We start from the raw sequence: 21,500 nt of genomic DNA on the forward strand, positions 1-21,500 counted from the left end.
GCCATGTGATGGCGAACACCAGGCCACGAAGGAGCCTCGAAAGGTTCTTGCCCCATCGGGAAGGCACGGACGCGCTGAGCGACCGGGTCCGTATGCTGCTTGTCCGCACGCTCTACACCCAACCGACCAGCCTCGCGATCGGCGCCGCCAATGGCGCGATCTCGAGCGCCGTCGCCGCGTTTCTCGGCGGCGAGCGCTTGCTGTTCATTCTCGCGGCAGCCCTTACTGCGGTAGCGATCGCCCGCGTGGCGATGGCGTTCTACCTGCCGGCGCACACCGGGTCTGGCGACGTCCGCAAGCTCGAGATCGCCTACGAAGTCGGCGCCTTCGCCTATTCGCTGGTGCTCGGGCTGGTCGCGGCAGCGACGATGCTGATGGAACTTCCCGTGGGCATCGAGCTGCTGATGGTGGCCAACGCACTGGGCTACGGCATCGGCATCTGCGCGCGCAACGCCGGGCGGCCCGTCATCGCGCTGGGCCAGCTCCTGCTGGTGGTGCTTCCGATCATGCTTGCCTGTATCATGCTCGGCGGGCTGGCGATGGTCCTTCTGGCGGTCAATTTGCTCCTGCTGCTGCCCGCTATGTCGTCGATCACGCTGAACGTCTTCAAGGTGCTGCGCGAATCGATCGCCGAAGCCGAACGCAGCCAGGCGCTTGCCGAGCGGATGCAGGTGCTCGCGCGCACCGACGTGGTCACCGGCCTCGCCAATCGCGCAGGGCTCAACCACGCGCTGGTCGAGGCGCTGGTCGATCTGCCTGCCGAAGCGGCGCTGGGACTATTCTGGATCGACCTCGACCGGTTCAAGGAGGTCAACGACCTGCTCGGCCATCAGACCGGCGACCGGGTGCTGGCCGAGATCGGCCGACGGTTGCGCGCCACCCTGCCTGCGGGCGACACGATCGCCCGCTTCGGCGGCGACGAATTCGTCATCTGCACCCGCGTGGCCGACAAGCATGCCTGCGAAAAGATTGCAGCGCTCGTCCAGGACGAGATCACCCGCCCGATCGGGCTCGACGGCGAGCGTCTGGAAATGCAGGCCTCGATCGGCATCGCCTGCCTTCCCGACGACGGCAAGGATGCCGATGCGCTGATGAAGGCGGCCGATCTGGCGCTCTATCGCGCCAAGGCCAATGGCAAGAACCAGGCCTGCTTCTTCGATGCGACGATGACCCGCGAACTCGTGCGCCGCCGCGAGATCGAGGCCGAGCTGCGGCTGGCGCTGCAGCGCGACGAGCTGTCGATCTTCTTCCAGCCGATCGTCGATCTGGAAACCGGCCGGATCCGGACCTTCGAAGCACTGGTCCGCTGGTTCCATCCCGAGAAGGGCGAACTCAAGCCCGACGAATTCATCCCCGTGGCCGAGGAATCGGGCGTGATCGTCGCGCTCGGAAACTGGATCACCGCGCAGGCGGCGCGGGCGGCGGCGCAATGGCCCGCCGATGTGACGCTTGCGGTCAATCTCTCGCCGCTACAGATCAAGGCGCCGGGCGCGGCGGTGGGGATCCTCAAGGCGCTCAAGGAAGCCCAGCTCGACCCTGCCCGGCTCGAGCTGGAAGTGACCGAAAGCCTGTTCCTCGAAGACAGCCCGGTGGTGCGCAGCTTCGTGGAGGTGCTGTCGAAGGTCGGGGTGCAATTCGCGCTCGACGATTTCGGCACGGGCTATTCTTCGCTCGCCTACATCCACAATTGGCCGTTTTCGAAGATCAAGGTCGATCGCAGCTTCGTTTCGGGCCCTCATGTCGGGCGCAAGAGCGATGCGATCATCCGCGCGGTCTCCCAGATGGCGGCCACGCTCGACATGACCATCGTCGCCGAAGGGCTCGAGACCATCGAGCAGGTCCAGGCGGTGCGCGATGCGGGCTGTACGCTTGGCCAAGGCTTCTATTTCAGCCGCGCGGTGCCCGATTACCTCGCCGCCATGTTGCTGGCGCAGGAGCACCATACTCATATCAAGACGCAGACGGGCTGAGCCGCTCTCGGGCGACCGCAACCCGGTGGCCGGCGAACCTCTTCGTCGGGAACCTCTCGCGAGCCCGCTCGTCTGATTCAGTGCGCTCCTTTCCGCGAGGGCGGAGCGGCTGCGCACGCCCCTATTGCAATTGCGAACCAATCGCAAAGATAGTGCCGCAAGCCTCTGGTTTTCCGGTTGCAATCGGGTGGGGCGCCGCCTAACCCGCAGGGCACACGCCCGGCGCTGCATCCACGCGGGATGCGGATGCGCGCCAGTTCGGCAGGATCCCGTCCCGCAGGTTCAAAAGGACGCACCACCCGCATGGCCAGCAAGACAATCGCCCGCAACAAGATCGCACTCGTCGGCGCCGGCATGATCGGCGGCACGCTCGCCCATCTCGCCGCGATGAAGGAAATGGGCGACATCGTCCTGTTCGACATCGCCGAAGGCATGCCCGCGGGCAAGGCGCTCGATCTGAGCCAGGCCGGTCCGGTCGAAGGCTTCGACGCCAAGCTCAAGGGCACCAGCGACTACAAGGATATCGCGGGCGCGGATGTGGTGATCGTCACCGCCGGCGTGCCGCGCAAGCCCGGCATGAGCCGCGACGATCTGCTCGGCATCAACCTCAAGGTGATGAAGGCGGTCGGCGAAGGCATCAGGGCCAACTGCCCCGACGCCTTCGTGATCTGCATCACCAACCCATTGGACGCGATGGTCTGGGCGCTGCGCGAATTCTCGGGCCTCCCGCACAACAAGGTGGTCGGCATGGCCGGCGTGCTCGATAGCGCACGCTTCCGCCACTTCCTCGCCGAGGAATTCGACGTCAGCATGGAAGACGTCACCGCCTTCGTGCTCGGCGGGCACGGTGACACCATGGTGCCGATCCTGGAATATTCGACCGTCGCGGGCATCCCCGTGCCCGACCTCATCAAGATGGGTTGGTCGACGCAGGAAAAGATGGATGCGATCGTCGATCGCACCCGCAAGGGCGGCGGCGAGATCGTGGCGCTGCTGGGCAACGGCTCGGCCTTCTACGCCCCCGCCACCAGCGCCATCCAGATGGCCGAGAGCTATCTCAAGGACAAGAAGCGCGTCCTCCCCGCCGCGGCGCATCTGACCGGCCAGTACGGCGTGGACGATCTTTATGTCGGCGTGCCCGTGGTGATCGGTGCCGGCGGCGTCGAACGGATCGTCGAGATCGCGCTGGACGAGGAAGCCAGGAAGGGCTTCCAGGTCAGCGTCGATGCGGTCGAGGAACTGCTCGAAGCCTGCAAGGGGCTGGACAGCAGCCTTGCTTGAGAGTCTTCGTAAGCTAGCTTCTGCGTTGGCCATCTCGGCCTTGGCGCTCGGCTCGGTGGCGCATGGGCAAGAGGGGGCGGAAGCTAAACGACAGAGCTTTCGGGCGGCTACGGCAGACCATCTGCTGGATGCAGTTCAGACTTGCGAGGCGAGTAAAGCGAGCCAATCCTTCGACACGGCAAAAGTCCGGGAATTGGGTTGGCGGCAACTTTCTACCAGTGCTGTCAAGCCGCAAGATCAAACCATGTTCGGCAAGAAGGCCAACGGAGCGAGCATCACCATCGCCGGCAATGCCGACGGGACCGACAGAGTTTGCCTCATCATCGGCTGGGTAAATGGCGAGGCAATCGCGGAAGCGGCAAAAAATCGAATTGCCAGCGAGCTTGGTGTAGCGTTCGAGACCGAGACTCCTGATCAAGCCGAGGCCGAAGCCGACGGATGGGCTTACACCTTCCTTACGCTCACGAAGCCGAAGGTAACTGACCAAACTCGCGTAATGTTTTTCATCGCACCCGCAAAAGTCATCCCGGATCCAGAAGGGAATCTATAATGTCCATCCTCGTAAACAAAGACACCAAGGTCATCACCCAGGGCATGACCGGCGACACCGGTACGTTCCACACGCAGCAGGCGCTCGATTACGGGACGCAGATGGTTGCGGGCGTGACGCCGGGCAAAGGCGGCACGACGCACATCGGCCTGCCCAATTTCAACACCGTGCGCGAGGCCAAGGCCGAGACCGGTGCGACCGCGTCGTGCATCTATGTCCCGCCGCCCTTCGCCGCCGACGCGATCTGCGAGGCGATCGATGCCGAGATCGAACTGATCGTCTGCATCACCGAGGGCATTCCCGTGCTCGACATGGTCAAGGTCAAGGCCGCGCTCGAGGGCACCAAGTCGCGGCTGATCGGCCCCAACTGCCCCGGCGTGCTGACGCCCGGCGAGTGCAAGATCGGCATCATGCCCGGCTCGATCTTCCAGAAGGGCTCGGTCGGCGTGGTCAGCCGCTCGGGTACGCTGACCTATGAAGCCGTCCACCAGACGACCATGGTCGGTCTGGGCCAGACCACCGCGGTCGGGATCGGCGGGGATCCGGTCAACGGGACCAATTTCATCGACGTGCTCGACCTGTTCCTCGACGACGATGCCACCAAGTCGATCATCATGATCGGCGAGATCGGCGGCAGCGCGGAAGAGGAAGCGGCCGAGTTCATCAAGCAGGAAGCCGCCAAGGGCCGCAAGAAGCCGATGGTCGGCTTCATCGCCGGACGCACCGCGCCTCCGGGCCGCCGCATGGGCCACGCAGGCGCGATCGTCTCGGGCGGCCAGGGCGGCGCCGACGACAAGATCGCGGCGATGGAAGCCGCCGGCATCCGCGTCTCGCCCTCGCCCAGCGAGCTGGGCACCACGCTCGACGCGATGCTCAAGGAAAACGCCTGAAGCGGGGCGCGGACGGCCCGGTTTCGAGGGACCGTCCGCGCCGCCCGGGCATTGCCCCTATAATGCCGTCATGACGACCGGTGCGAAAGGTGACCCTCATGGGTAACGAGAACCACGATTTCCTTCCCGAGATGAGCGGCCAGGACGGCCCCCAGCCCGGGCCCAGCTGGGACAATCCGCGCTGGCGGCAGGAAAGTTCGGGTGCCGGCGACGACTGGACGCAGGGGCTCGACCCGACGCAGATGCGGCTCGCGGTCGCGCAGGCGGCGAAGCAGGCCGGCAAGCCCGCCGACCCCAAGGCGATCGAGCGCGCGGCGGACGATTCGATCCGCGCCATGCTGCTGATCCGGCTCTATCGCGTCCGCGGCCATCTCGCCGCCGATCTCGATCCGCTGGGGCTGTCGCATCGCGAGGAGCCCGAGGATCTCAGCCTCGAATGGCACGAGTTCGCGGGCCAGGAAGATCGCGAGGTCTATGTCGGCGGTGTGTTCGGCTTCGAATGGGTCACCGTCGGCAAGCTCTACGACACGCTGCGCGCGACCTATTGCGGCAAGGTCGGGCTGGAATACATGCACATCTCGGACACCGAGGAGCGCCGCTTCCTGCAGGACCATTTCGAGACGCCCGAAGAAACCATCCAGTTCACCGAGGAAGGCAAGCGCGCGATCCTCGCCGCCGTGATCCGCGGCGAGCAGTACGAGCAGTTCCTCGGCAAGAAATACGTCGGCACCAAGCGCTTCGGTCTCGATGGCGGCGAGAGCATGATCCCGGCGCTGGAAGCGGTGATCAAATACGGCGGCCAGCTGGGCGTGCGCGAGATCATCTACGGCATGGCTCACCGCGGGCGTCTCAACGTGCTCGCGAACGTCATGGCCAAGCCCTACAAGGTCATCTTCCACGAGTTTCAGGGCGGCAGTTCCAACCCCGACGATGTCGGCGGTTCGGGCGATGTCAAATACCACCTCGGCACCAGCACCGATCGCGAATTCGACGGGATCACGGTGCATATGAGCCTCGTTCCCAACCCCAGCCATCTCGAGGCGGTCAATCCGGTGGTGCTGGGCAAGGCGCGCGCCCAGCAGGCCAATCGCGACGATCTGACCAAGCACGAGCAGGTGCTTCCGGTGCTGATCCACGGCGATGCCGCCTTCGCGGGTCAGGGCATCGTCTGGGAATGCTTCGGCCTTTCGGGGATCCGCGGCTACGACACCGGCGGGTGCATCCATTTCGTGATCAACAACCAGATCGGCTTCACCACCAGCCCCAAATTCGCGCGCTCCTCGCCCTACCCCTCCGATGTGGCCAAGGGCGTCCAGGCGCCGATCCTCCACGTCAATGGCGACGATCCCGAAGCGGTGACCTTCGCCTGCAAGCTCGCGGTCGAATACCGCCACACCTTCGGGCGCGACATCGTGATCGACATGTGGTGCTATCGCCGCTTCGGCCATAATGAGGGCGACGAACCCAGCTTCACCCAGCCGCTGATGTACGACTCCATCCGCGCGCATCCCAAGGTCAGCGTGATCTACGGCGACCGGCTCGAGCGCGAAGGCGTGATCGCAGCGGGCGACCGCGACGGGCTGTGCGACGAGTTCAACGACAGGCTCGAGGCGGAATTCGCCGCGGCCAAGGATTACACCCCCGACGAGGCCGACTGGTTCGGCGGGCGCTGGGCCGGGCTGAACAAGCCCGCCGATCCCGAGACCGCGCGCCGCAACGTCGAGACCGCGGTTTCGGACAAGCTGTTCGCCAGCCTCGGCCGAACGCTCACCACCGTCCCCGAGGATGTCACCATTCACAAGACGCTTGGCCGCGTGCTCAAGGCCAAGCGCGACATGTTCGACAAGGGCGAAGGCTTCGACTGGGCCACCGCCGAGGCGCTCGCCTTCGGCAGCCTCGTCACCGAGGGCTTCGGGGTGCGTCTGTCGGGTCAGGATTCCGGCCGCGGCACCTTCAGCCAGCGGCATGCGATCTGGGTCGATCAGAACGACGAGAGCAAGTACATCCCGCTCTCCACGCTGCCGCACGGCAAGTTCGAGGTCTACGATTCCATCCTGTCCGAATACGGCGTGCTCGGTTTCGAATACGGCTTCGCGCTGGCCGATCCCAAGACGCTCGTGATGTGGGAAGCGCAGTTCGGCGATTTCGCCAATGGCGCGCAGATCATCATCGACCAGTTCATCGCCAGCGGCGAAGCCAAATGGCTGCGCGCCAACGGGCTCGTGATGCTGCTGCCGCATGGCTACGAGGGCCAGGGTCCGGAACACAGCTCGGCCCGGCTCGAGCGCTTCCTGCAGCTTTGCGCGAACGACAATATCCAGGTCTGCAACATCACCTCGCCGGCGAATTACTTTCATGTACTTCGCCGCCAGATGCTGCGCTCCTTCCGCAAGCCGCTGGTGATCATGACCCCCAAGAGCCTGCTGCGCCATCCCATGGCGAAGAGCGCGATGGGCGATTTCACCGGCAAGTCGCACTTCAGGCGGATCCTGTCCGACCCGCTCGAGATCGCCGACGACAAGGTTCGCCGTGTCGTGCTGTGTTCGGGAAAGGTCGCCTACGATCTGATCGAAAAGCGCGACGAGGAAGGGCTCGACGACGTCTCGATCATCCGGATCGAGCAGATCTACCCCTTCCCCGGCGATCCGCTGGCGGCGCGGCTGTCGCGGATGAGCAATCTGGAAAGCGTGGTCTGGTGTCAGGAAGAGCCGCAGAACAACGGCAGCTGGTTCTTCGTCCAGAACCGCATCGAGGATGCGCTGACGCAGGCGGGACACGAGGGCATGCGACCGTCCTATGCCGGTCGCGAAGTGGCGGCCTCGCCGGCGACGGGCTATGCCCGCAGGCACGAGGAGCAGCAGCGCGCGCTGGTCAGCATGGCGCTGGGTCTCAACGACGGCGGCGCAGCGCTGCGCCAGAGCAATTCGCAATCCGGCGCGAACTCCCAATCCGACACCAACTCTAAGACGAATAAGGGCTGAGGACACACATCATGGCCAAGGAAATCCAAGTCCCGACCCTGGGCGAATCGGTTACCGAAGGAACGATCGGCGAGTGGCTCAAGAAGCCCGGCGATGCCGTCGCGGTCGACGAACCGATCGTCAGCCTCGAGACCGACAAGGTCGCGGTCGAGGTCCCCTCGCCGGTGGCCGGCGTGATCAAGGAACTGAAAGCCGAGGAAGGCGACACGGTCGAAGTGGGCGCGGTGATCGCGATCGTCGAGGAAGGCGCCGCACCCGCCGCCAAGGGCGATGAAGCTGCCCGCGCGTACGAACAGCGCGAGGACGGCAAGGAGAAGCGCGAGGCCGACAAAGCCGCTCCCGCTTCCGCGGCGGCCAAGGAGCAGGCCCGCGACAGCGCGCAGACGCTCTCCCCCGCGGTGCGCCGCGCGGTGCTCGAGCACGGGGTCGATCCTTCGACCATCGAAGGCACCGGCAAGGACGGTCGCCTGACCAAGGAAGACGTGGTCGCCGCCGCCGAAGCCAAGAAGAAGGGCTCGGCAGGAGGATCGATCGGCGATGCCGCGCCGGATCAGGCCGCGACCGCTTCGACGCCCTCGGCAAGTTCCGATGGCGGTGAAGGTGCCGGGGGCGAGCGCCGCGAGGAGCGGGTCAAGATGACCCGGATGCGCCAGACCATCGCCCGCCGCCTCAAGGGCGCGCAGGAAGAGGCCGCGCTGCTCACCACCTTCAACGATTGCGACATGAGCGCGGTCATCGAGGCGCGCACCAAATACAAGGACCTGTTCGCCAAGAAGCATGACATCAGGCTCGGCTTCATGGGCTTTTTTGCCAAGGCAGCGTGCCTCGCGTTGAAGGATGTCCCTTCGGCCAACGCCTATATCGAGGGCGACGAGATCGTCTATCACGACTATGTCGACATCTCGGTGGCGGTCAGCGCCCCCAACGGTCTGGTCGTCCCGGTGATCCGCGATGCCGACAAGAAGGGCTTCGCGCGGATCGAGAAGGACATCGCCGATTTCGGTGCGCGCGCCAAGGACGGCAAGCTCACCATGGAAGACATGAAGGGCGGGACCTTCACCATCTCCAACGGCGGCGTGTTCGGTTCGCTGATGAGCACCCCGATCATCAACCCGCCGCAAAGCGCGGTGCTCGGCCTGCACCGGATCGAGGATCGCGCGGTGGTGGTGGATGGAGAGATCGTGGTGCGCCCGATGATGTATCTGGCGCTGTCCTACGACCATCGCCTGATCGACGGCCGCGAGGCGGTGACCGCGCTCAAGATCATCAAGGAGGCGATCGAGGATCCCACCCGGATGCTGATCGATCTGTGATAGAGAGCGGAACATGATCGCCAGACTGACCCGACCCCTCGCCCTCCTGCTGTTCGCCGGATCGCTGACCGCATGCGATGCGGCGACGCAGATTGCCGGAGAAGCTGTCGAAGGCGAGGTCCGCAACGTCGTCGCGACCCAATGCGAACAGATCGCGGAGAACATGGGCATCGTTGCGGGAAGAGTTTCGGAAGTGTGCCGGTGCAGCGCCGACACCTTCATGGACGATCCCGATCTCACGCTGGAGGATGCCACGCGCGAGAACGTGGAAGGCATCGTGAATGCGTGCACCGCGCGTACCGGCGGGACGAACCCGAATTCGACACAGACATTGCCAGCGGAGGAAATCGGTGGCTGACCATACTTACGATTACGACGTCCTGATCATCGGCAGCGGACCCGGCGGCTATGTAGCCGCGATCCGCGCGGCGCAGCTCGGATTGAAGACCGCTTGCGCCGAAGGGCGCGAGACGCTGGGCGGGACCTGTCTCAACGTCGGCTGCATCCCCTCCAAGGCGATGCTGCACGCCAGCGAATATTTCGACGCCGCCGCCAATGGCACGATGGCGTCGATGGGCGTCGAGGTCACTCCCAAGCTCAACCTCGAGGCGATGCATGCCCAACGCCGCGATGCGGTAACCTCGCTCACCGGCGGGATTGAATTCCTGTTCAAGAAGAACAAGGTCGACTGGAAGAAGGGTTACGCGACCTTCCAGGACGCGCACACCGTCAAGATCGGTGACGAGACCGTCACCGCGAAGGACATCGTCATCGCCACGGGCTCCTCGGTCACCCCGCTCCCCGGGGTCGAGGTCGACAACGACAAGGGCGTGGTGGTGGATTCCACCGGCGCGCTGGAACTGGCGCAGGTGCCCAAGAAGATGGTCGTCATCGGCGGCGGGGTGATCGGGCTGGAGCTCGGCTCGGTGTGGCGCCGGCTCGGGGCCGAAGTGGTCTGCGTCGAATTTCTCGACGAGATCCTGCCCGGCATGGATGGCGACATCCGCAAGGAATCGCGCAAGATCTTCAAGAAGCAGGGTATCGAGTTCAGGCTCTCGACCAAGGTCACCGGGGTGACGGTCAAGGGCAAGACCGCGACGCTGACGCTGGAACCCTCGGCCGGCGGCGAAGCCGAGACGATGACCGCCGACTGCGTGCTGGTCTCGATCGGGCGCAAGCCCAACACCAAGGGCCTCGGTCTCGAGGCGATCGGGCTGGAGCCCAACAATCGCGGCCAGATCGCAATCGATCACGATTTCCGCACCTCGGTTGAGGGCATCTGGGCCATCGGCGATGTCGTTCCGGGACCGATGCTGGCGCACAAGGCCGAGGACGAAGGCATCGCGGTGGCCGAGAACATCGCGGGGCAGACGGGGATCGTCAATCACGCGCTGATCCCCAGCGTCGTCTACACCTGGCCCGAAATCGCCGGGATCGGCCTCACCACCGAACAGGCGATCGAGCAGATGGGCGGCGACAAGGCCAAGGTGAAGATCGGCAAGTTCCCGATGATGGCCAACAGCCGCGCCAAGACCAATCACGAGCCCGACGGCTTCGTGAAGGTGATCGCCGAGGCCGAGAGCGACCGGGTTCTGGGCGTTTGGGCGATCGCCAGCGTCGCGGGCACGATGATCCAGCAGGCGACGCAGGCGATGGAATTCGGCGCCACCAGCGAGGATATCGCCTACACCTGCCACGCTCACCCGACCCATTCGGAAGCGATCAAGGAAGCCGCCATGGCGGTCCAGGGCAAGCCGATTCATATTTGATCGGCCTGCCCTACCCGCCTAGGAAGGCGGGAAAGGAGCCTCTGGCATGGCCTATCCGACACTGACCGACAAACCCGGGGCATTGGAGACCGCGGCGGCGATCCGTGCGGGAGAATTGTCGCCGCGCGAGGCGGTCGGGCACGCCATCGCGCGGATCGAGAAGCTGGATGCCAAGATCAACGCGGTGGTGGTGTGCGATTTCGAGCGCGCCCGCGAGACCGCCAGCGCGCTCGACGGGCAAACGGCACGCGCCGACCAGCCGCTGTTCGGCGTCCCGATGACGATCAAGGAAAGCTTCGATATCGAAGGGCTCCCGACCTCCTGGGGCCACGAGCGCTACGCGGGCAACATCGCCAGCCGCGATGCCGAGGTGGTCGAGCGGCTGAAACGCGCGGGTGCGATCTTTCTGGGCAAGACGAATATTCCCCCCGATCTCGCCGATTGGCAGTCGAACAATCCGGTCCACGGCCGCACCAGCAACCCGCACGATCACGAGCGATCGCCGGGCGGTTCCTCGGGCGGCGCGGCGGCGGCGGTGGCGAGCGGGATGGTGGCCTGCGAATTCGGCAGCGACATCGGCGGTTCGATCCGCGTGCCGGCGCATTTCTGCGGCATCTGGGGGCACAAGGCGAGCTGGGGGCTGATCAACCTGCAGGGGCATTATCACCCCGCACTCTCCACCAGCCACGGCTTCGCGGGCGCTCACGATGGAGTGCTCGGCGTCGTCGGCCCGCTGGCGCGCAATGGCGAGGATCTTGAGGTGCTGGTCCGGATCACCGGCCAGCGGCCGCTCCCGACGCGCGGCAAGCCGCTGCGCGAATGCCGCATGCTGCTGCTGATGGGCCACCCGGCCAGCCCGGTGGATGCTTCGGTTCGCGAGCCGATCGAAGCGGCGGCGAAGGAGCTTGAGCGCGCGGGCGTGCGGATCGAGCGATCGAGCGACCACCTCCCCGATCTCGCGCGCCAGCATTCCACCTATATGAAAATGCTCGCCATTGCGATGGCGCGCGGCGCACCGGCCCCCGATGGCACAAGCGCGAGCGCCAGCGAATGGTTCGCCCTGCTCGATGCGCAGGCGGTCAATGCCGCGGCGTGGAGCGCGCTGTTCGAGCATTACGATTTCGTCCTCGCTCCGCCCGCGCCGACGCTCGCCTTCGAACATCGCGACGAAGCCTATTTCAAGGGCACGGCAACGATCGACGGCACGAGCCGCCACGCCGCCGATGGATTGGCTTGGGCGGGCTTGGCCAGCTTCCCCAACCTGCCCGCCACCGTACTTCCGGTGGGCGAGAGCGACGGCCTACCCTGCGGGATGCAGGTCATCGGCCCTCTCTGGGGCGACCTCGACTGTATCGCCGCGGCGCGCAGCATCGGCCTCATCCTCCACAGCTAGGCTCCGCGATGCACCCCAAACTCATGCAGCGCTTCGCGCGCTGGCACATCTGGCTCGGCTGGGCCATCGCGGTGCCGCTGGTGATGTGGACGCTGAGCGGACTGGTCATGGTTGCGCGCCCGATCGAGCAGGTGCGCGGTGAGCATCTGCGCCTGCCGGTCGAGGAGCAGGCGCTGCCCGCCGATGCTCGGATCGCGGTCTCACTCGAAGGCAGCGCGAAGCCGGTGCGCACGGTCTCGACGCAGGTCGAGCGGGGCGATACGATAACCCGGCTCACCTATCTCGACGGCACCAGCGACCGCTTCCGCGCCGATGGTAGCAAGATGGGTCCGGTGACCGATGTCGAAGCGCGGCTGCTGGTGGCTGAGCGGATCGCCGGCGGCGATGCGATTGCTTCGGTGACGCGCTTCGAGGCGGACGAGCCGCCGTTCGACTTCCGCCGCGCGCTCCCCACGTGGCAGGTCGCGCTGGAGGACGGCACCCATGTCTATGTCGGGATCGAGAGCGGCGAGATCGAGGCGGTGCGGACCCGCTTCTGGCGGGTGTTCGATCTGATGTGGGGCCTCCACATCATGGATCTGGAGGCGCGCGAGGACACCAGCCATCCGGTGCTGATCCTGTTCGCGGGACTGGCGCTGATGGGAACGCTGCTCGGCACGGCGCTGCTGTTCCGCCGCCGGCGGGCCCGGCCGGTCTCGTGATCGGGCGCGCATGAACCAGGAAATCCTCACCCCCGTGCTCGACTGGCTCGACCTGATCGGGATCGGCATCTTCGCGCTGACCGGGGCGCTGGTTGCGGCGCGCGAGCAGCAGACCTTCGTCACCATGGGCTTCTTCGCGCTGGTGACGGGTGTCGGCGGTGGGACGGTGCGCGATCTGCTGATTGGCGCACCGGTGTTCTGGATCGGCCACCCCTGGGTCGCGGCGGTGTGCCTCGGCACCGCGCTGCTGACCTGGTTCACCCCGACCCGCTGGTGGGACGGCAAGCTGCTCGATTTCGCCGATGGGCTGGGGCTCACCGCCTATGCGGTGATCGGCGCCGCCAAGGCGCTCAGCTACGGGGTCCCGCCGATCCCCGCGATCCTGATGGGGGTGGTCACCGGGACCGTGGGCGGGATCATTCGCGACATGATCGCCGGGCGCCCGTCGATCATCATGCGCCCCGAGCTCTACGTGACCGCGGCCGCGCTCTCCGCCACGCTTGCGGTAGTGGGCGAGATGATCCCGCTGCAGCGCGGCTGGGTCTGGGTCGTCGCGGTCACCGCCGGCTACGCGCTGCGCGCCGCGGCGATCCACTGGAAACTGGCGCTGCCTGCCTATCGCGACCCCTTGTCGGCAACGAATAGCGATTCGTAAGGACTGATACTCAGTAGCCGCCGGGATATTCGCTGCCGATCTCGTCCTGTTCGAGATCGCCAGGGAGCGGACCGCCGGGATAGGCGGGGAGCGGCTGGTTGCGCGTAGCCGGCAAGGTCGGCTCCGCAGCGACATTGGCCCAGGCCGCGCGGTAGCTGGCATCGTCGTACTGACGGTCCTCGGCAGGGGCGATCGCATAGGGTTCGGAGCCGTCGCCGAGCGCATAGCCGTCATCATAGGCTGCCTCGCCATTGCCGAGGTCGATGGCGCGGATCCGGCCATCGGCATCGATCGCGCAACTGAAGCCCGCGCCATCGTAAAGCCTGCCGGTCACGCGCCAGCCGCGGGCATCGCGATCCACCGAATCGACGCTCTCGACCCGGGCGTCTCGTTCGATCCGCTCAACGCACATGGCCGCCGCGCGATCGAGCCCGGTGGGTTCGGTACCGCGATAGCTGGTATCCGGATAACGAGTGTCCGGATATCGCGTCTCGCGCTCGTTGTCCCGCGACGCGGCACTGGCGATCGCCGCAATCCCGCCGAGGATCAGGACCCCGGTGAGAATGTCGCCCGCATCGACGCGGCCGCGATCGTAGCGCCCATAACGGTGGTCGTACCGGCGGTCGTGGCGATAGCGGCGGTATTGATCGTAGGTCTGGCCCTCGCCCGCGTTCCACGCCAGTTCGGCGGCCATGGCGCTGCGGCTGGCGGAAGCGGGCAGCTCGGCCGCCATGGCGGGCGAAGCGGTCAGCGAAAGCGCCGCCAGCATGGCGGGAGCGGCGGCGAAACGAGCGAATCTAATCATGGCATGTCCCCAAGCTAACCGCCCCACCCCGGTCCTGCGAATACGAGAGATGAGTAGGCGGCCCAGGCTAAATCGTGCCTGAACCGCCTTTGTGGGACCTCATCCAGCGCGCGGCGGCGCCAGCCTCAACGCAGGCCGCGGATGCCGTTGTAGTTTATGTCGCGGATCTGGCCGCGATAATCGACCTGACAGTTGAAGCGGCCCTGATCGGCGCGCTGGTAGCCACGGCGGTCGTATCGATCATGGCGATCATAGCGCCCGCCCCGGTAACCGCGCTGGCCATCGACCACCAGATTGCCGCGGATGCGGAAGCCGTTGCGGTTGTCGTCGACGTCGCGGATCTGGGTCACGTCGGCGTAGCGATAGCCGTAGCGGCGGGCGTTGTTCTCGACCGCAGCGACGCAGCGCTGAACCGCAGCGCGCGGATCGACGCGGGCGTACCGGTCGTAGCCGTAGCGACGATCATCGTAGCGGCGGTCGTAACGATCGTTGTTCCCGCCCAGCGCCCCGGCGGCGATTGCGATCCCACCCAGGATGACGGCTCCGGCGATCACATCGCCGGCGTCGATGCCGCCATCGTTGCGGTCGCGGGCGACCGCCGGGGTCGCGGATGCCAGTGCCATTGCGCCTGCCGCGACGGTGGCCATGCTTCCCCGGGCGAATGCTTTGGTGATGGTGTTCATGGATCGCTCCTCATGCTCGGCCGTCGCGGGAGTGCTTTGGCTTCACATGAGGTTCTAGGCGAGTGGCGGTGAGGCGAGGCTGAATTTCACCGACAGCACCCGTTCAGTTTTACCGCGCCTAAACTGAACGGGTGTGACAAAAGCCTAGTCGGCGGGCGGAACCTCCAGCCCGGTGTGGTGCGCAAGGAAGGCGAGGATGTCGCCATATTCGTCGATGATCTTGTCGGTCGGCTTGCCGGAGCCGTGGCCGGCGCGGGTCTCGATCCGGATCAGCTGCGGCTCCTCGCCCAGCTCCGCCGCCTGCAGCGCGGCGGTGTATTTGAAGCTGTGGCCGGGGACCACGCGGTCGTCGGTGTCGGCGGTGGTCACCAGCAACGCGGGATAATCCACCCCGCTGCGGATGTTGTGCAGCGGCGAATAGGAGCGCAGGACCCGGAAATCGGCCTCGCGATCGGGGTAGCCGTAATCGTCCACCCAATAGCGACCCGCGGTCCAGCGGTCGAAGCGCAACATGTCCATCACGCCCACCGCGGCATTGCCCGCATCGAACAGGTCGGGACGCTGGTTGACCACCGCGCCCACCAGCAGCCCGCCGTTGGAGCCGCCCTGGATCGCCAGCCCGTCCGGCCCGGTATAGCCATTGGCCTTGAGATATTCGCCGGCGGCGATGAAATCGTCGAAGACGTTCTGCTTGTTGTTCAGCCGCCCGCCGTCGTGCCATTCCTTGCCATATTCGCCGCCGCCACGGATATTGGCGAGCGCGAATGTGCCCCCGGCCTCGAGCCAGGCGAGCCGCGTTGGCGAGAAGCCCGGCGTCAGCGAGATGTTGAACCCGCCATAGCCATAAAGCAGCGTGGGCGAAGGGCCGGTGCTGTCCTTGTGGCGGACGATGAACATCGGCACCCTTGTGCCGTCCTTCGATGGGTAGAACACCTGCTCGACCCGGTAGTCCTCGGGCTCGAAAGCGACTTCCGGCTCGGCGAAGACGGTCCGCTCGCCGGTCTCGACATCGAGGCGGTAGATCGCGCCGGGCTGGTTGAAGCTGGTGAAGCTGTAGAAGGTTTCGCTATCGCCGGGCTCGCCGTTCAGCCCGCCAACCGAGCCGATCCCGGGCAGGTCGAGCGCACCGGTCTGCTTGCCGTCGAGATCGAAATAGACCGCGCGGCTGCTGGCATCCTTCATATATTCGACCACCAACCTGTCGCCGATGATCGATGCGCCCGAGATCGGTTGGTCGCTTTGGGGCACGACCTCTTCCCATTCGAGCGCATCGGCGGTCAGATCGGCGCGGACGATCCGGTAGCGCGGCGCATCCTTGTTGGTCTGGAAATAGACCGTGTCGCCGACTGAGGCGATGGGGCTCCAGCTGTTGTCGAAGCCGGTGATGAGCGGGCGCGCCGCCCAGCCCTGGCTGGCGCGCTCGGTCAGGTCGATGACGCGCAATTCGTTGCGATCGTCGGTCCCGGTCGAGCTGTAGATAAACGCCCAGCGGCCGTCGTCACTCACGCCTACGCCGTGGCCCTGTTCCTTGGCATCGGGGGTTTCATAGACCAGCTCGTCCGCGCTCTGCGGGGTGCCGAGGCGATGGAAATAGACCTTCTGGTTGTAGTTGAGCGACTGGAAATCCTGGCCTTCCCCCGTCTCGGGGAAGCGCGAATAGAAGAACCCTTCGTCGCCGATCCACGAAATCCCGGTGAACTTGGCCCACTCGATTTCGTCGGAGAGTTCCTCGCCGGTATCGACATCGAGCAGCTTGATCGTGCGCCAGTCACTGCCGCCATCCTGAATCGCATAGGCGAGATAGCGGCCGCTCTTCGACGGCGCCGTGTCGGCCAGAGCGGTGGCGTTATCGGCGGACCACTGGTTGGGATCGAGCAGCAAGCGCGCCTCGCCGTCCCAGCCATCGCGGACGAAATATTGCGCCTGGTTCATCAGCCCGGAATTGTAGCTGTAGAAATAACGGTCGCCCGCCTTGCTGGGGATGCCGAAGCGTTCGTAATCGATCAGCTCGGCGAGCCGCTCCTTGAACCAAGCTGTGCCGGGGAGCGTCTCGAGATAGGCGTCGGTCACCGTGTTCTGCGCCTCGACCCATTGCGCCACCTGCGGATCGGTGCGGACGTCGTTCTCGAGCCAGCGATAGGGATCGGCGATCGCTTCGCCGAACAGGGTTTCGGAGGTGTCGGTGGCGCGGGTGGCGGGATAGTCGGGGGTCACGGACTGGGCGGCTCCGGGGGTGGCAATGAGCGCGATCGTGGCGGCACCGGCGAGCGCCAGAGTGGTGATGCGAGACATGGGGGAACTCTCCAGGTGTTTTGCGATTTCGTTGGGTTTGTAACTAGGTACTCGAGCCCCTTGGCGCAATCATTCGCCGAGCGCGGCCAGCACCTCACGGGTGAAGGCGAGAATATCGAAACTCTTGCCCGCCGGATCCTCGCCGCGGCGGACGATCACCACGTCGCGGCTCGGCACGATCACGACATATTGCCCGCGATTGCCCATCGCCGCGAAGGTGTCGGCAGGAATGCCCTCGGTCTGGTTGAACAGCCAGAAGCCCGCGCCGTATCCCATCGGACGCCCTGCTGGTTGCGGGCCGGACGGAGCCGAGACGTAGTCCGCCCAGCCTTCGGGCAGGATGCGCGTCCCATCGGGCGCCACGCCGTCGTCGAGATAGAGCTGTCCCAGCTTCGCCAGATCGCGCGCGGTGGACCAGACCTGGCTCGAGAGCACGTAATTACCCTGCCAGTCGGTCTCGGCGACGGTGTGGTGCATGCCCAGCCTCTCGAACAGCTCGGCGGGCGGATGCTGCTCGAAAGTGGGTTCGATCGCCGCGATCGCCATCAGCGTATCGTTGTTGGCATAGCGATAGATGCTGCCGGGCGCAGCGATCAGCGGCCAGTTCGCGGCGCGCTCGTCCACCGTGGCCCCACCCCAATAAAGTGGATCGGTGCGGTTGCCCGGCGTGTCGGAATAGCGTCCCGACGCCATGCGGAGCAGATTGTCGAGGGTGATGGTTCCTCGCCCGCGATATTCGCCCGGATACCCGAGACCCGCCCGGTCCGTGACGGCTATCTCGCCACGCTCGACCGCCGCCCCGACCAGCGACGCCGCGATGCTCTTGGCGACCGACCATGTGCGCTGCGGCACCGCAGGGCCGAAATCGGGTGCATAAGCTTCGCCCAACAACTCGCCCCCCGAAAGGATCGTGACCGCCGTCGTCCGCGCGCCCTCGCCGAACTCGTCGCCGAAGGCGGCCCGAGCGGTCGTCGCCAGCGGCCCGGTGGGGAAAGAAAGAATCCGCCCGGCAGGTGCGATCTTCGGCGTGCGCAGCGCCGCCGCGGGCGGCATAGACCCGCCGATCGGCAGCAGTTCGCATCCGCGTCGCGACTCGTGCCGGGCGATGCGCGGCGCCATGCCTTCGGACCACTCAACCCACACATGGCTGAGCTCCGACTCCGTGTTGTTCGGCGCGCGCCTCGCTATTTGGTAGGGCAGTTCGGGAGCGATCGTGTCGAGCGGAGCCTGGATGCCCGCCAGTTCCCATTGCTCGACGCTCTCGGGCGTCCGCTTCGCGCCATTGCGCTCGGCATTCGCGATGGCGCTGCACAGCATCAGCGCCTTGTACCCCGCCGCCAGTGCGCGATCGTAGCGGGTGTCGAGCTGTTCCTGCTCGGACTGTGCGGAAAGCGGCGCGGCGATTGTGGGGCTTGCGAGCAGCGCAGCGGCTGCGAGAGTCTGGCGGATCATGCGATGCCTTGTGCCATGCTTCGCGCAAAAGAAAAGGGCCGCGCGGTTTCCCGGGCGGCCCTTCTATCTCTGTGTCGAGCTATCCGAGGCTCAGGCGTCCTCGAGCTCGTCCTCGTCCTGGTTCATCACCGGACCGCTGTCCTGGCCCTTGGCGGAGACGTCGCGATCGACGAATTCGATGATCGCCATCTGCGCGGCGTCGCTGCCGCGATAGCCCGCCTTGATGATGCGGGTGTAGCCGCCATCGCGATCGGCATAGCGCTCGGCCAGCGTGTCGAACAGCTTCCTGAGCTGGGTCTCGTCGAGCAGCCGCGAATGGGCGAGGCGACGGTTCGACAGGCCGCCGCGCTTCGCGAGCGTGATCAGCTTCTCGATATAGGGGCGCAGTTCCTTCGCCTTGGGCAGCGTGGTCAGGATCTGCTCGTGCTTGATCAGCGCGGCGCTCATATTGCGGAACAGGGCCTTGCGGTGGCCCGTCTTGCGGCCAAGCTTGCGCTGCGAAATACCGTGACGCATCATTCATTCCTTACGTTCGTTAGGGGCCCGTATCAGGTAGCCCGTAGCTGGTGACCGTCAGGGGCCGTCACCCTCGCCCTTTGAGAACCAGACCCCCGCACGAGGCGGGGGACGGCATCAGCCAAGCAGTTCCTGTTCGAGCTTCTTGGCCATTTCCTCGATGTTCTCCGGCGGCCAGCCCGGGATATCCATCCCGAGACGCAGACCCATGCTGGAGAGCACTTCCTTGATCTCGTTGAGCGACTTGCGGCCGAAATTGGGCGTCCGCAGCATCTCGGCCTCAGTCTTCTGGACCAGATCGCCGATGTAGATGATGTTGTCGTTCTTGAGGCAATTGGCGCTGCGCACCGAGAGCTCCAGCTCGTCGACCTTCTTGAGCAGGTAACGGTTGAGCTGGTTGGTGTCGCCTTCCTGCGGCTCCGCGGCCTGGCCGATCATCGCCGAGCTGGGCTGCGGGACGCCGTCCTCGAAGTGGACGAACAGCGTCAGCTGGTCCTGAAGGATGCGCGCGGCATAGGCCACGGCGTCTTCAGGGGTGACGGTGCCATCGGTCTCGACCGTCAGCGAGAGCTTGTCGTAATCGAGCTCCTGCCCGACGCGGGCGGCCTCGACCTTGTAGCTCACCTGGCGAACCGGCGAATAGAGGCTGTCGACCGGGATCAGACCGATCGGCGCGTCGGCCGGACGGTTCTGGACCGCAGGCGAATAGCCCTTACCGATATCGGCGGTCAGCTCCATGTTGAGCGTGGCGCCCTCGTCGAGGTGGCAGATCACGAGGTTCTTGTTCATCACCTCGATATCGCCGGAGACCGCGATGTCGCCGGCCTTGACCTGCGCCGGGCCGGTCATGGACAGCTGCAGGCGCTTGGGGCCTTCGCCTTCCATCCGCAGCGCGATCTGCTTCACGTTGAGCACGATGTCGGTGATGTCCTCGCGCACGCCGGCGAGCGAGGAGAATTCGTGGAGCACGTTCTCGATCTTGATCGAGGTGATCGCCGCGCCCTGGAGCGAGGAGAGCAGCACGCGCCGCAGCGCGTTGCCGAGCGTCAGGCCGAAGCCGCGCTCGAGAGGTTCAGCGACGAAAGTCGTCCTGCGGTTCTTCTCGCCGCCGTCCTTGATTTCGAGGCTGCTGGGTTTCTTGAGTTCCTGCCAGTTCTTGGTGTTGACGGACATGGATTTCCCCTATTTCGCGCTGGGCGGGTTCGGATATGGACGAGACCGGAAGCCCTGATGGGGCGCCCGGTCCGTGAGAGATTGTCGGCGGGACCCGCATGGCCCCGCCAGGCAGGCACGGATCAGACGCGGCGACGCTTGGATGGCCGGACGCCGTTGTGCGGGATCGGCGTGACGTCGCGGATCGAGGTGATGGTGAAGCCCACCGCCGCCAGACCGCGCAGCGCGCTCTCGCGACCCGAGCCCGGACCCTTCACTTCGACTTCCAGCGTCCGGACGCCGTGTTCGGCGGCCTTCTTGCCGGCATCGTCGGCGGCGACCTGCGCGGCGTAGGGAGTCGACTTGCGGCTCCCCTTGAAGCCCATCGTGCCGGCGCTGGACCAGCTGATCGCATTACCCTGGGCGTCGGTGATGGTGATCATCGTGTTGTTGAAGCTGGCGTTGATATGCGCGACGCCGCTGGTGATGTTCTTCTTGTCACGCCGTTTAACTCGGCCGGGTTCGCGTGCCATGTGTGTATTCCTCTATATTCGCGAGAAGGGAAAAGCTGCGGAGGCGCAAGGCCTCGCGCTGCTTACTTCTTCTTGCCGGCGATCGGCTTGGCCTTGCCCTTGCGGGTGCGGGCGTTGGTGTGGGTGCGCTGGCCGCGAACGGGCAGGCCCGAACGATGGCGCAGACCGCGATAGGTCCGAAGATCCATCAACCGCTTGATGTTCATCGCGGTGTCGCGACGAAGATCGCCCTCGACCTGATGATCCGAATCGATCGTCTCGCGAATGCGCAGCAGTTCCTCGTCGGTGAGGTCCTGAACGCGGCGCGACTGGTCGATGCCAAGCTTTTCGGCGATCTGGACCGCCGTGGTCCGGCCGATACCGTGAATATAGGTAAGCGCGATGATCACGCGCTTGTTTGTGGGGATGTTGATCCCGGCAATACGTGCCACTTAATACTTCTCCATGCTCCACAGGGGCTTGCGGTTCCGAAACACGGGCCGCCCCTATCTCATCGCTCAATTCACCGACACTTGCGCAAGGGACCGGATAGCGCGCACCCAGAGGCTGCCGCCTGCCGGAACC

At 65.6% G+C, this 21,500-nt stretch carries 19 protein-coding genes; 11 read left to right on the forward strand and 8 right to left on the reverse strand.

Annotation, left to right across the window (positions count from 1 at the left end):
* Window positions 1-47 precede the first annotated feature (47 nt).
* The 11 genes from Q9K01_RS08750 (at window position 48) to Q9K01_RS08800 (ending at window position 13,503) form a co-directional block, all read left to right on the forward strand.
* Entirely contained in the window at window positions 48-1,970 is a 1,923-nt protein-coding gene (locus tag Q9K01_RS08750; protein WP_305929826.1) for a putative bifunctional diguanylate cyclase/phosphodiesterase, read from the forward strand.
* 318 nt (window positions 1,971-2,288) lie between these two features.
* Window positions 2,289-3,251: a malate dehydrogenase gene (gene mdh / locus Q9K01_RS08755; protein WP_305929908.1), complete on the forward strand. Its 963-nt coding sequence runs from the start codon at window positions 2,289-2,291 to the stop codon at window positions 3,249-3,251.
* Window positions 3,252-3,276: 25 nt separating this feature from the next.
* Window positions 3,277-3,801 (forward strand): hypothetical protein, encoded by a 525-nt coding sequence (locus tag Q9K01_RS08760; protein ID WP_305929827.1) that lies wholly within the window; start codon window positions 3,277-3,279, stop codon window positions 3,799-3,801.
* Window positions 3,801-4,691, forward strand: a complete 891-nt coding sequence (gene sucD, locus Q9K01_RS08765) for a succinate--CoA ligase subunit alpha (RefSeq protein ID WP_305929828.1) — start codon at window positions 3,801-3,803, stop codon at window positions 4,689-4,691. Before Q9K01_RS08760 ends, sucD begins: the two co-directional genes overlap by 1 nt.
* A gap of 98 nt (window positions 4,692-4,789) precedes the next feature.
* A complete protein-coding gene (locus tag Q9K01_RS08770; RefSeq protein ID WP_305929829.1) occupies window positions 4,790-7,672 on the forward strand; it encodes a 2-oxoglutarate dehydrogenase E1 component in 2,883 nt (960 codons plus the stop codon).
* A gap of 11 nt (window positions 7,673-7,683) precedes the next feature.
* Window positions 7,684-8,985 carry a 2-oxoglutarate dehydrogenase complex dihydrolipoyllysine-residue succinyltransferase gene (gene odhB / locus Q9K01_RS08775; RefSeq protein ID WP_305929830.1) on the forward strand — a complete coding sequence of 434 codons (1,302 nt, stop codon included), beginning with the start codon at window positions 7,684-7,686 and terminating at the stop codon, window positions 8,983-8,985.
* 13 nt (window positions 8,986-8,998) lie between these two features.
* Window positions 8,999-9,343, forward strand: a complete 345-nt coding sequence (locus tag Q9K01_RS08780) for a hypothetical protein (RefSeq protein WP_305929831.1) — start codon at window positions 8,999-9,001, stop codon at window positions 9,341-9,343.
* A complete protein-coding gene (gene lpdA / locus Q9K01_RS08785) occupies window positions 9,336-10,754 on the forward strand; it encodes a dihydrolipoyl dehydrogenase (RefSeq protein WP_305929832.1) in 1,419 nt (472 codons plus the stop codon). The genes Q9K01_RS08780 and lpdA overlap by 8 nt, the downstream gene beginning before the upstream one ends.
* Window positions 10,755-10,800: 46 nt before the next feature.
* Complete coding sequence (locus Q9K01_RS08790; protein ID WP_305929833.1) at window positions 10,801-12,147, forward strand: amidase family protein; 1,347 nt, start codon at window positions 10,801-10,803, stop codon at window positions 12,145-12,147.
* Window positions 12,148-12,155: 8 nt separating this feature from the next.
* Window positions 12,156-12,848: a hypothetical protein gene (locus Q9K01_RS08795; RefSeq protein WP_305929834.1), complete on the forward strand. Its 693-nt coding sequence runs from the start codon at window positions 12,156-12,158 to the stop codon at window positions 12,846-12,848.
* A gap of 10 nt (window positions 12,849-12,858) precedes the next feature.
* Complete coding sequence (locus tag Q9K01_RS08800; RefSeq protein WP_305929835.1) at window positions 12,859-13,503, forward strand: trimeric intracellular cation channel family protein; 645 nt, start codon at window positions 12,859-12,861, stop codon at window positions 13,501-13,503.
* A 10-nt stretch (window positions 13,504-13,513) separates the two neighbouring features.
* On the opposite strand, the gene Q9K01_RS08805 is transcribed toward Q9K01_RS08800, so the two are convergent.
* The 8 genes from Q9K01_RS08805 to rpsM form a co-directional block, all read right to left on the reverse strand.
* Window positions 13,514-14,308 (reverse strand): hypothetical protein, encoded by a 795-nt coding sequence (locus tag Q9K01_RS08805; RefSeq protein WP_305929836.1) that lies wholly within the window; start codon window positions 14,306-14,308, stop codon window positions 13,514-13,516.
* 125 nt (window positions 14,309-14,433) lie between these two features.
* Window positions 14,434-14,991 carry a hypothetical protein gene (locus Q9K01_RS08810; RefSeq protein WP_305929837.1) on the reverse strand — a complete coding sequence of 186 codons (558 nt, stop codon included), beginning with the start codon at window positions 14,989-14,991 and terminating at the stop codon, window positions 14,434-14,436.
* A gap of 144 nt (window positions 14,992-15,135) precedes the next feature.
* Complete coding sequence (locus tag Q9K01_RS08815) at window positions 15,136-17,283, reverse strand: prolyl oligopeptidase family serine peptidase (RefSeq protein ID WP_305929838.1); 2,148 nt, start codon at window positions 17,281-17,283, stop codon at window positions 15,136-15,138.
* A 69-nt stretch (window positions 17,284-17,352) separates the two neighbouring features.
* Window positions 17,353-18,735, reverse strand: a complete 1,383-nt coding sequence (locus Q9K01_RS08820) for a serine hydrolase domain-containing protein (RefSeq protein WP_305929839.1) — start codon at window positions 18,733-18,735, stop codon at window positions 17,353-17,355.
* Window positions 18,736-18,825: 90 nt separating this feature from the next.
* Window positions 18,826-19,251 carry a 50S ribosomal protein L17 gene (gene rplQ / locus Q9K01_RS08825; protein ID WP_305929909.1) on the reverse strand — a complete coding sequence of 142 codons (426 nt, stop codon included), beginning with the start codon at window positions 19,249-19,251 and terminating at the stop codon, window positions 18,826-18,828.
* Window positions 19,252-19,368: 117 nt separating this feature from the next.
* Complete coding sequence (locus Q9K01_RS08830; protein ID WP_305929840.1) at window positions 19,369-20,424, reverse strand: DNA-directed RNA polymerase subunit alpha; 1,056 nt, start codon at window positions 20,422-20,424, stop codon at window positions 19,369-19,371.
* A 122-nt stretch (window positions 20,425-20,546) separates the two neighbouring features.
* Window positions 20,547-20,936 carry a 30S ribosomal protein S11 gene (gene rpsK, locus Q9K01_RS08835; RefSeq protein WP_305929841.1) on the reverse strand — a complete coding sequence of 130 codons (390 nt, stop codon included), beginning with the start codon at window positions 20,934-20,936 and terminating at the stop codon, window positions 20,547-20,549.
* Window positions 20,937-20,998: 62 nt separating this feature from the next.
* Window positions 20,999-21,367, reverse strand: coding sequence for a 30S ribosomal protein S13 (gene rpsM / locus Q9K01_RS08840; protein WP_305929842.1), 369 nt, complete (start codon window positions 21,365-21,367; stop codon window positions 20,999-21,001).
* Window positions 21,368-21,500 lie beyond the last annotated feature (133 nt).

The organism is Qipengyuania benthica (assembly GCF_030717865.1).
Classification (GTDB): domain Bacteria; phylum Pseudomonadota; class Alphaproteobacteria; order Sphingomonadales; family Sphingomonadaceae; genus Qipengyuania; species Qipengyuania benthica.